This is a genomic window from Streptomyces mobaraensis NBRC 13819 = DSM 40847, assembly GCF_017916255.1.
GTDB lineage: Bacteria > Actinomycetota > Actinomycetes > Streptomycetales > Streptomycetaceae > Streptomyces > Streptomyces mobaraensis.
In genome coordinates this window covers 6,637,252-6,648,416 of record NZ_CP072827.1, presented here as the reverse complement: position 1 = coordinate 6,648,416, position 11,165 = coordinate 6,637,252, and the positions used below count along the sequence as shown (strand labels likewise).

The 11,165-nt window shown below is 75.8% G+C and carries 7 protein-coding genes; 4 read left to right on the top strand and 3 right to left on the bottom strand.

The annotated features are described in order from the left end of the window. The first annotated feature begins 207 nt into the window (after positions 1–207). Positions 208–2,745, top strand: a complete 2,538-nt coding sequence (locus J7W19_RS28620) for a SpoIIE family protein phosphatase (RefSeq protein ID WP_411848847.1) — start codon at positions 208–210, stop codon at positions 2,743–2,745. A gap of 37 nt (positions 2,746–2,782) precedes the next feature. Here the strand turns inward: J7W19_RS28620 and J7W19_RS28615 are convergent, their stop codons facing one another. Next, entirely contained in the window at positions 2,783–4,105 is a 1,323-nt protein-coding gene (locus tag J7W19_RS28615) for an FAD-dependent oxidoreductase (RefSeq protein ID WP_004940801.1), read from the bottom strand. 389 nt (positions 4,106–4,494) lie between these two features. Here J7W19_RS28615 and J7W19_RS28610 point away from each other — a divergent pair, with 389 nt between their 5' ends. Then, positions 4,495–5,772 carry an MFS transporter gene (locus J7W19_RS28610; RefSeq protein WP_004940800.1) on the top strand — a complete coding sequence of 426 codons (1,278 nt, stop codon included), beginning with the start codon at positions 4,495–4,497 and terminating at the stop codon, positions 5,770–5,772. A gap of 159 nt (positions 5,773–5,931) precedes the next feature. Here J7W19_RS28610 and J7W19_RS28605 read toward each other — a convergent pair whose 3' ends face one another. Beyond that, the gene (locus J7W19_RS28605) at positions 5,932–7,401 is read right to left on the bottom strand and encodes an MFS transporter (protein WP_004940799.1); all 1,470 of its coding nucleotides are present in this window, start codon (positions 7,399–7,401) and stop codon (positions 5,932–5,934) included. 427 nt (positions 7,402–7,828) lie between these two features. Between J7W19_RS28605 and J7W19_RS28600 the strand changes: the two genes are divergently transcribed. Further along, on the top strand, positions 7,829–8,398 hold the full coding sequence (locus J7W19_RS28600; RefSeq protein ID WP_004940798.1) for a flavin reductase family protein: 570 nt from the start codon (positions 7,829–7,831) through the stop codon (positions 8,396–8,398). A gap of 13 nt (positions 8,399–8,411) precedes the next feature. Continuing rightward, a complete protein-coding gene (locus J7W19_RS28595) occupies positions 8,412–8,954 on the top strand; it encodes a pyridoxamine 5'-phosphate oxidase family protein (RefSeq protein ID WP_004940797.1) in 543 nt (180 codons plus the stop codon). Here the strand turns inward: J7W19_RS28595 and J7W19_RS28590 are convergent. Beyond that, positions 8,910–10,955: a hypothetical protein gene (locus J7W19_RS28590; RefSeq protein WP_004940796.1), complete on the bottom strand. Its 2,046-nt coding sequence runs from the start codon at positions 10,953–10,955 to the stop codon at positions 8,910–8,912. The genes J7W19_RS28595 and J7W19_RS28590 overlap by 45 nt on opposite strands. Positions 10,956–11,165 lie beyond the last annotated feature (210 nt).

Here is an 11,165-nt window from a genome sequence, read left to right as displayed (position 1 = left end):
CACCGAGGAGCGTCGTAAGTGGAAGAGGAACGGCGGGACGCCTCCGTGAGTGAGGGTTTCCCCGGCGGCGCCTTGGGCACCGAACCGGCGGGCGGCGGTTGCCCGGACGGCGGCCGGGTGGGCGGTGGTTCCATGAGCGGCGGCTCACCGGACGGCGGCTCTGCGGGCACCGCCTCGTCGGACAGTGGCCGGGTGGGCGGTGGTCCCGTGAGCGCCGCCTCGTCGGGCGGTGGTCCGGCGTCAGGCCGTGGTGGCGTTCCGGCCGGGGCGGTGCCGGTGGCGCGGTTCGGTGCGGACAGTTCTCCGGCCGGTGTCGACGGCTCGGCCGGTGCCGGGACCGGCGCGCCCGTGGGCGGAGCCGGGGATCCGGGCGAGTCCGCCGAGAACGGCGGTCCGCCCGCCTCCGGGCTCGGGCGGCTCGCCGCCACCGTGGCGCGGCTGCGCGAGGAGGTGCTGCGCGCGCACGCCGCCGCGGACGGGCGGGCGCTGCTGGAGATGGCCAAGGGCGTGCTCGTGGAGCGGCTGCGGCTGAGCCCGGTGCAGGCCGCCCGGCAGCTGGACGAGCTGGCCGAGGCCGCCGGCGTGCCCCCGCTGGAGCTCGCGGCCGACATCGTCAACCAGGCGGCGCGGGACCGGCTCTCCGACGCGGCGCGGGACTTCCTCGCCCGGGTGGGCGACGGGGCGAAGGAGCCTGCGGGCGACGAGGCGTCCGTCGCGGTGCGGCTGCGGACGGCGGAGAGCGGCGCGCTCGCCGCCGACGACACGCAAGCCGTCGCCCGCGCGCTGCTGGAGCACGCCCTGTCGCCGCTCGGCGCCACCGCCGTCGCCATCTGGGCGTCCGGCTCCGGCGGTTCGCTGCGCCTGGCGGGGTACGCGGGCATCCCGGCGGACGAGGCGGTGCGCTGGCACTACGTACCGCCGGGGGTGGCCACGCCCGCCCGCCGGGCGCTGGCCGCCCGCGACCAGCTGTGGTTCGACGACCTGTCCGCCACCGGGCTGCCCTCGGTGGCCCACCGGCTGCTGCCGGCGGGCGGCCGGGTCGCGGTGCCGGTAGAGACGCAGGGGCGGATCCTCGGCGTGCTGGAGATCTGCTGGCCGGGCGCCCCGGCGCAGCGCCTGCCCGCCGTGCGGCGGCAGTTCGACGCGCTCGCCGAGCTCGTCGCGCACACCCTGGAGACACTGCCCGCCGCCCGTCCGGAGCCGGTGCCGGCCGCCCCCGGCCCGGAGCTCGTCGAGCTGGCCGACAGCCTGTACGACCCGGCGCTGGTGCTGTGCGGCGAGTCGGACGCGCGGGGCCGCCTGGTCGACTTCCGGATCCGGCACGCCAATCCGCGGTTCACCGACCCGGGCGGCCGGCCGCGCGGAGCGGTCGCCGGGGCCCTGCTGCTGGAGGCGTATCCGCTGGCGGCGGAGGAGAACGGGCTGTTCGCCAAGGTGGAGCACGTCCACGCCACGGGCGAGCCGTTCCGGGCGGAGGGCATGCCGTTCACGGCGATCGTCGGGCAGGTGCGGGTGCCCACCACGGCGGACGTCAGCATCAGCCGGCACGGCCGGGAGGTGCTGCTGATCTGGCGGCTCGCGGGGGAGACGGCCCGCCTCGCCCATCTGCTGCGGCACGCCCAGCGGCTGGGCCGCATCGGCGGGTTCGAGGAGGACCTCACCACCGGGCGGATCATCTGGAGCGAGCAGCTGTTCTCGCTGCACGGGCTGCCCGCGACCGCGCCCGCGGTCCCGCTGGAGCAGCTCGCCGCTCTCGCCCATCCCGACGACACGGCGGCCATCGGCCGGTTCCTGCGGACCGTCCTGCACCACCGCAGGCCCGCGTCGACGGCCTTCCGGCTCCAGCGGCCGGACGGCATCACACGGCATATCCGCGTCGTCGCCGAGCCGGTGCTCGACGCCGACGGCCGGCTGGTGGCGGTGCGCGGCGCGTTCCAGGACATCTCGGCGCAGCACTGGACGGAGGTGGCGCTGGCGGCCACCCGCGACCAGCTCGCGTACAGCGAGCAGCGGACGGCGGAGCGCAACCGGCTGGCCCGGCAGCTCCAGCAGGCCATCATGCCGCCCGCGCACGGCCCGATCGACGCCCCGGACCTGGACATCGCGGTGCGCTACCGCCCGGCCGAGGACGACAGCCTCGTCGGCGGCGACTGGTACGACGCGATCGTGCTGCCGTCGAAGCGGGTGCTGCTGTCGGTGGGGGACGTGGCCGGGCACGGCATCGAGGCGGCCACGGGCATGGTGGCGCTGCGCAACGCGCTGCGCGGCCTGGCGACCACCGGCGCCGGTCCGGCCCAGCTGCTGGGCTGGCTCAACCTCGTCGCCCACCACCTCACCGACCAGGTGACCGCCACCGCGATCTGCGCGCTGTACGACACGGAGACCCGGGTGCTGCGGTGGGCCCGCGCGGGCCACCTGCCGCCGGTGCTGATCCGCGGCGGGCGGGCGTCGACGGTCCCGCTGGTGCGGGGGCTGCTGCTGGGCGCCATCGGGGAGACGGAGTACGAGGAGGGCGAGATCCAGCTCGAACAGGACGATGTGCTGCTGCTGTACACGGACGGGCTGATCGAGCGGAAGGACCGCTCCCTTGAGGACAGCCTGGAGCAGCTGGTGGCGACCGCGGCCCGGGGCGGCGCCACGCTGGAGCAGCGGCTGGACCGGCTGCTGACCCACAGCGGTTCGGACACGGACGACGACACGTGCGTCGTCGGCGTCCGGCTGCGGTCGCCGGACCCGGTGGACTGACGGCCCGCTCACGCGCGTGGTGTGAGCGGGCCCGCGGTCAGGGGCGCGGTGCGTGCCTCGCGAGGTGGCGGGTGATGCGCCGGGCGGCGAACTCGGTACCGGCGACGAAGCGGAGCATCGGCCCGAACATGGGCGCGGCCAGGATGCCGGTGAAGTACAGGCCGGGGACGGAGGATTCGAAGGCGCCGGTCAGACGCGGAGCCCCGGAGCCCGGAACGCGGACCACCGTCCCGCGCAGGGGCGGCGGCAGAAAGGGCAGGACGTCGAGGTCGACGCGGTAGCCGGTGGCGGCCAGCACATGGTCGGCGACGAGCTCGCGGGGTACGTCTCCCGGGCCGGTCAGCGTGAGGCGGGCCCGCTCCCCCGCGGGGTCGGCGCGCTCGACGCGGCAGCCGGTGTGGACGGGGACGACGCCCTCGACGCGGTCGCGCAGCCACCAGCCGCCCGAGGGGCCCAGGGCGCGGCGGTGGATCAACAGCCGCGCGGGGGACGGGAGTCGGCTGACCGCCTGGGGCGCGGCGCACAGTCCGGCCAGGATCCAGCCGGTGCCGAGCGGCGAGGCGGGCCGGGCGAGGCGGTCGAGGAGCGGCCGTTCCAGGACCGGGGTGTCGCCCCACCGCACCCGGGGGGCGCGGACCAGGACGGACGGCCGGGCGCCGGCTTCGTGCAGCAGCGCGGCGCTCTCCAGGGCCGACTGCCCGCCGCCGACCACGGCGACCCGCATTCCGGCGTACCGGGAGAGGTCGGTGTGGTGGCTGGTGTGGGAGAGCAGCGTGTCGGGGCCGGGGCCTTGGGGCGCCAACCCGCCGAGTTCGCCCGGGACATGGGCCAGGGCGCCCAGGCCGGTGGCGACGACCACCGCCGAGGCCGGTACCGGCTCCCCGTCGTCGAGCCGGACGGTGAAGCCGCCCGGGTCGCGCTCGACGGACGTCACCCGCCGCGGGTCGACGCCGTCGACGAACCGCGCGGCGAACCACATCCCGTAGGCGACGAAGACCTCGCAGGGGATGGGGGTGAGTTCGGTCAGCTCCGGTTCCGCGCGCTCGCGCCGGAAGTCGGCGAGCCGGCCGTCCGCCCGGGGCGTCGACAGGTCGGTCGCCGCGGGCGTGGACTTCAGGTACATGCCGGTCGCCATCGCGTGCCGCCAGCTGCCCATCACTTCGCCGAACACCCGTACAGGGATGCCGCGTTCGCGCAGGTGCGCCGCGACCGACAGGCCGTACGGGCCGGCGCCGACCACCACCACCGTACGGCCGCGGCGGCCCGCCGGGCCCCGGGCCGAGGCGTGCTCATCCGAAGCGTGTTCATCCGTGGCGCGCTTGGCCGAAGCGTGCGGCCACCGCGAAATCGACTGCGTCATCCATCCCCCTGCTCGCCGGCGCACCGCCCACAGCGCGCGGGCCCACATGCTCCGGAGCCCCGGCGACAGGTCCACGGCTCCAAGCCCCCGCAACAGTCTGCCCTGCCCGGGGGTATCGCCACACGTTTTTCTCGCTATTTGACGTTATCCGCCCAAACTCATCACGCGTGGGCACAGGGCGGGCGGTCACGTGGCCGTCGTCACGTGGCCGTCGTCACGCGAGCGTCGCCACGTGAGCGAACTCACCGCTCAAAACGGACTTTTCCTCTTATTGACGCACTTAAGCTGTACGGATGCCCCCCGCCTCAGCCCCGGCCCTGCCGGCCCCTGCCCGTGTCCGGTCCACCTCCCTCCCCGCGCCGGAGGCACCCCCCGGCGGGCGGCGGGCCATGCTGGTGTGGGGCGTCGGGGTGTCCGTGTACCTCGTCGCCATCGTCTTCCGGACCAGCCTCGGCGTCGCGGGGCTCGACGCCGCGGACCGCTTCCACATCAACGCGTCCGCCCTCTCGACGTTCTCGATCCTCCAGCTGCTGATCTACGCGGCGATGCAGATCCCCGTCGGGCTGATGATCGACCGGCTCGGCACCAAGCGGGTCCTCCTCCTCGGCGCCGCGCTGTTCACCGCCGGTCAGCTGGGCTTCGCGCTGAGCCCCACGTACGGCACCGCGCTGGTGTCGCGCGCGCTGCTCGGCTGCGGGGACGCCATGACGTTCATCAGCGTGCTGCGGCTGGGGTCGCGCTGGTTCCCCGCGCACCGGGCGCCGGTGATCTCGCAGGTGGCGGCGCTGATCGGGACGGTCGGCAACCTCGTCTCCACGCTCGTGATCCCCCGGGCGCTGCACGGTCTCGGCTGGACCGCGACCTTCGCGGGCAGCGCGGCGGCCGGTGCCCTGGTGCTCGTCCTGACCCTGCTGTTCCTCCGGGACCACCCGGAGGGCCACACGCCGCCGGCCGTGCCGGCCGCGGGGGCGGCGTACGTCCGGCGGCAGATCGCCGCCGCCTGGCGGGAGCCGGGCACCCGGCTGGGCATGTGGGTGCACTTCACGGCCCAGTTCCCGGCGACGGTCTTCATGCTGCTGTGGGGGCTCCCCTTCCTCGTCGAGGCGCAGGGCCTGACCCGCGAGGCGGCCGGCGGGCTGCTCGCCCTGTCCGCGGTGTCCGCCATGGCGGTCGGACCGGTGTACGGGCAGGTGGTCTCCCGCCGTCCCGCCGCCCGGACGGCGCTGGCGCTCGGCACGGTGGTCACGACCGCCCTGGTGATGGCGGCCGTGCTCGGCTGGCCGGGGGCGCACGCGCCGATGTGGCTGCTGGCGGCGCTGTGCCTGGTCCTCGGCGCCTGCGGCCCGGCCTCGCTGATCGGTTTCGACTGCGCCCGCCCCGCGAACCCGCCGGAGCGGCAGGGCACCGCCTCGGGCATCGTCAACATGGGCGGGTTCATCGCCTCGATCACGACGCTGCTGGCCGTCGGCGTCCTGCTGGACGCCACCGGCGACGACTACCGGATCGCCTTCTCCTCGGTGTTCGCCGTCCAGGCGCTCGGCGTCTCCCGCATCCTCCGGCTCCGGCCGCGCGCCGCGGGGCGGGGCGGCGGGCGCGGGCGCACGGTCCTGGCCGGCGGGTTCGGCCGGGCCCGCGGCGGTGTCGAGCCGGTGCGCGTTCCGGTCTGACCACGGGCGGCCGCACCGGCGGGCCCGGTGCACCATGCGCCCGCCGCCGGCCCGAGCCGGCTGCCGCCGTCAGCCTCCGTCCCGCGGCAGTCGGAAAGAAGCGCTAGAGGTGCCCGAAGCCGACGTCCGCCTCGACCGCGACGGGAGCGACGCCGTCGGTCAGCCCGCCCGTTCCGGCGCCGCGTCCGTGCGGCGGGCCGTCGGTGAGCGGCGGTAGAGCGGGACGGCGACGAGGAGGCAGACGGCGAAGGCGGCGGCCAGGCAGCGGAAGGCGGCGTGGTAGCCGGCGAGGTCGGCCTGGGCGCGGGCGGCCGCGTCCGGGCCGGCGCGCCCGGCGAGGCGGGCGGCGGCGGTGGCCGTGGAGACGGTGGTGAGCAGGGCGACGCCGACCGAACCGCCCACGTACTGCATGGCGTTGACGGTCGCCGAGGCCACCCCGGAGTCGGCCGGCGCCACCCCGAGGGTGGCGAGGCTGGTGGTGGCCGTGATGATCGTCCCCAGCCCCGCGCCGGTGAGGACCAGCGCCGGGAGGACGGCGGACGGGTACGGGCTGTCGAGGCCCAGGGAGCCCAGCAGGAGGAGGCCGGAGGCGGCGAGTGCCGCGCCGGCCGCGATCACCGTCCGGGGCCCGAGGCGCGGCAGGAGGACCCGGGTGGCCAGCGGCGACGTCGCGATGAGCGCGGCGATCATCGGGAGGTAGGCGAGCCCGGTCGCGGCCGGGCCGTACCCCAGGGAGCGCTGGAGGTAGTAGGTGCCGAAGAGGAAGACGCCGAAGACCGCCGAGCTGGTCTGGAGGAGGGCGATCAGGGAGGCGGCCCGGTCGCGGTCCAGGACGACGCGTGGCGGCAGCAGCGGGTGCGGCGCCCGAGTCTGCCACCCGGCGAAGGCCGTGAGCAGGACGCCGGCGGCGGCGAGGAACCCCCAGGTGGCGACGGCGGACCACGGGTGGCTCCCGGCCGCGGCGAAGCCGTAGACCAGGCAGAACAGGCCGGTTCCGACGAGCAGGGTGCCGGGGACGTCGAGCCGGGAGGCGCGGGGGTGCCGGTCCCGGGCGAGGAGCAGCGCCCCGGCGGCCAGCGCCAGGCCGGCGACGACGGTGTTGGCGTACATGGCCCAGCGCCAGCCCAGGTACTGCGTGAGGACGCCGCCGAGCGGCATGCCCACCGCGCCGCCCGCGCCGGCCGCCGCGCCCCAGACGCCGAACGCCGTCGCGCGCTCCCCCGGCTCGGTGAAGGTGATGCCGACGAGCGAGAGGGCGGCGGGGGCCAGCAGGGCGCTGGAGAGGCCCTGCCCGGCGCGGGCCGCGACGAGGACGCCGAAGCCGTCGGCCACGCCCGCGAGGGCGGAGGTACCGGCGAATCCGGCCAGCCCGGCGAGGAAGGCGGTCCGCCGTCCGAACAGGTCGGCGATCCGGCCGCCGAGCAGCAGGAGGCTGCCGAAGGCGAGCGCGTAGGCGGTGACGATCCACTGCCGGCCGTCGTCGGAGAAGCCGAGGTCGGCCTGGGCCGAGGGCAGCGCGATGTTCATGACGGTGCCGTCGAGCACCACCAGCACCTGGGCCGTGCTGAGGACGCCCAGGATCCACCAGCGGCGGCGCGGCGCGGGGGCGGTGCGGTGCGGGGGCGGCATGGCGGTGGTCCCTCCCGGGGGCGGGGGCGGGTGTGCGCGGACCGGACGTCCGGCTGGAAGCAGGGGCCGGACGCTTTTCGTCGTCCTGCGGGTCGGCCATCCGAAGGGACCGACGATCCGACAGAAAGCCGGCTCGGAAGGTGAAAAGAACGCGCGGAACGGACATCGGCGCGGGGAAATCGCCGCGCTTTCCAGCGTAAACGAGCCGCCGTTCCGAGCGGGTGAAGTCACCCCAAATCCCATGGTCCGCACAGCCCATAAACGGATCGTCCGACCGACTTCCGGTTCCCTATACCTCGTTGGAAGGGATTCCCCACGACGGCGATAATCGTCGTAACGTCCTGGCGTATGGTCGAGGTGTGCTGGTCGCCTTGTCGACCCGCCCGCCCGGGATCCCACCCGCGCGGGCCGGAGTGAGGACGGACCGATGGAACACACGGCGGGTACCGGACTGGCGGAGCGGGACTTCCGGGCGGCGATGCGCCACCTGCCGACGGCCGTCGCGGTGCTGACGGTCCTCACCCGGGCCGGGCCGGCCGGGATGACCGCCGGATCGGTCACCTCCGTTTCCATGGACCCCGAGCTGCTCTCCGTGTGCCTGCGCCGGGGCAGCCGGCTCTCCGGCGCGATCGCCGACTCGGGCGGGTTCGTCGTCAACCTGCTCCAGGAGCACCAGGCGCCGGTCGCCCGCTGGTTCGCCTCGTCCGAACGCTTCGGCGCGGGCGACGAGTTCCACGGGATCGGCTGGCACCCCGCGCCGAACGGGGGCCATCCGATCCTGGCGGACGCGGCCTGCGTGTTCGAGTGCCGTACCGAGGGCCAGGTGCCGAACGGCGACCACCTGCTCACGATCGGATGGGTGACCGCGTGCAGGGTGAAGCCGTCGGCGCGTCCGCTGCTCAGCTACCTGGGCCGGTTCCACCGGATCGGCGGTGCTCCGGCCGACGAGGTGCCGGCGCCGGGCGGGGCCGCGCGGACCGGGCCGTCCCGCACGTGAGGGGAGTGGGCTGATGGTCACGTGGGATGCCTTCACCGCCGCCGAACCGGCGTTCGCGGCGTCCGTGAGGGCGGCCTTCGAAGCCGACCGGCACGCTCTGCTCGCCACCCTGCGGCGCGACGGCGCGCCCCGGATCAGCGGCGTGGAGCCGGTCTTCCACGCCTCGGACCTCTGGCTCTTCGTCATGCCGGGCTCGGTCAAGTCCGCCGATCTGCGCCACGATCCGCGCTGCGCCCTGCACAGCGCCACCAGCGAGCGCCGGTGCGGCCGGCACAACCCGGCCGGGACGGCCGGCGCGACCGGAATAGCCGGAACAGCGAGGATGGCGGCGGACGACGCCAAGATCAGCGGGCGGGCGGTGGCCGTCACCGATCGGGCCGCCGCGGCCGGCTTCCTGAAGGTACTGCGGGACCGCGCGACCCTCCCGCCCGGTCCCGGCCCGGAGCTGCTGCGCCTCGACATCGCCGAGGCGGCCACGGTGCGCGCCACCGAGCGGGGGGCCGTCGTGCGGTCATGGCGCGCCGGGGGGACGCTGCGGGTGCGGCGCCGGGCGTGAGCCGCCGGCCGGCGGTCCCGGGCCGTCGGTCCTCGGTGCCGGGCGCGGCCCGGCCGGCCGGACGCGGACGGCGACCGCGCCGGTCCACCCGCCGCCGGGCGCGGGGACGACCGCGCGGCCGTCGACGGTGACCTCCAGTCTCGTGCCGGGCGGAGCGGCCAGCCGGGCGGTGGGGTCCAGGTGGAGGGCCGACAGGTGGCAGGTGCCGGTGGGGGTCCACCGGCTGCCCGGTCCGAGGGTGAGGACCACTCCGTTGTTGACCACCGGGGATGCCGTGTTGGTGACGACACCCAGCTCCCGGAGGCGGGAGGCGTCGACGGCGGCGATCCGGTGCCGGGCGGTGGTGGCGGAGACGACGCCCGTGAGGCGGGTACGGACGAGGGTGAGGCGCAGGTCGAGACCGGGCAGCCGGCGGGTGCCGCCGCGCGTGCCGTTGAGGAAGTCGCCGGTCAGGTCGGTGTCGGTGAACTCGGCCGTGACGTCGGTGGGGTGGGGGGCCGTGGTGTCGAACCCGTCGGCGCGCACAGGTGGGCCGGGCGGGTCGCGGTAGACACGGCCGGTGATCTCCGGGGGGTCGGCGGCGCTGTGCGGGCCCGGGTCGTCGTCGTCCATGAGCTGCATCAGGACGCCGTCGGCGGACCGCAGGCGCGCGCCGCGGGAGCCGTCGACGGTGATCCGCGCGGGCTGCCCCTTGCCGAGGAGCACCGGGCCGACGGTGTCGAGCACGGTGCCGCCGTCGACGCGGAGGCGGCCGGGGCCGTGCCACATCACGCCGAAGCGGCGGGAGCGGATGGTGGTGGCGCGCGGGGTGAGCGCGACCAGTTCCGCCTCCGTCAGGCCCAGTCGCCAGTCGGCGGCGAGTCTCCGTACCGCTGCCCGGGTGCTGTCACCGTAGTGCAGGGAACCGCCGCGGATGACGGCGGCGTAGTCGGCGACGTCGAGGTCGCAGCCCAGGAGGTGCTGGGTGACGCCGTCGCAGACGTAGGAGCCGTAACCGCTGCGGGCCGTCGTCACCCGGCTGTTGACCGCCGCGATCCTGCCGCCGGCGCTGCCGCCCTCGGAGGACAGGACGCCCCAGCCCTCCGAGGTGAGGGTGGAGGCGAGGTAGGCGACGGTGGTGCCCCTGCCGCTGAGGTTGGTGGTACGAGCGTTGCCGGTGATGCCGAGCAGCCAGGGCGCGGCCCTCATGTGGCGGGGGTCGACGGTGGGCCGGTAGCCGTCCGGCAGCGTGCCGTCGCGCGTGCGCAGCAGGGAGTTCCGGACGACGACCGTGGCACCGCCGGTGGCGACCAGCGCCGCGCGCATCACGCCGTGGCAGGTGATCCGGGCTCCGTCCACCACCAGGCGGGTCCGGGGGCCGGTGGCCGTGAGGGCGGCGCCGTAGCCGACGAAGTCACAGCGGCCGTCGCCGGTGAGGTCGACGCGCGGGGCGCGCAGGAGGTACGAACCGCCGCCGACGTGGACGCCGTTGAAGACCGCGCCGGTGGAGACGACGGTCAGGCCCTCGGCCGCCGACCGGCCGGTCCGGCCGCCGCGCCGCGCGGCGGGAACCGAACGGGCGGGGTCCGGGCCGTCGGCACCGACGTACAGGGCCTGCCGGAAGGGGAAGGCGAGGTCGTAGTGGCGGACGGTGTGCCGCTCGGTCACGGTGACGGCCACGTCGCCGCGGTAGGTCCCCGGGGTGATCCGGAGCCGGCCGTCGGCGGTCGGCACGGTACCGGTCTCGACCCCGTCCACGGTGAGGGTCAGGTCCTCGCCCTCGGGGGCGGTGAGGACGCCGTCGGGCTCGACGGTGAGGCGGCGGAGGCGGGTGGTGCGGGCGAGGGTGACGGTATCGCCGGTGCGCACGGTGAGGACGGCCGGGGGGTCCGGGTGGTGGCCGGTCCCGGGGGCCGAGGCCCGGCGGAGGACGAAGGCCCCGCCCAGGGCGGCGCCGAGACCGAGGACGTGCCGCCGGGCGGGACGGAGGAGCCCGGAGGGGGCGGGGAGATCCTGTGGCATCTGCGGTGCTCCTTCACGTCGTTCGGCGATACGGGCCGCGGGGCGGTACGCGCGGTGGCCGGCAGCCGCGTCGGCCGATGCGCGATCGGCGGTTCATCCCATGAATTCCGGCGTCATTTATCCCAGGGCGACGTGGTATTCCGGTCGAATGACGCCGCAATTCAGGTGGGAATCCGTCATCGTATTGGCCTACGGATGCCACGTTCGGGT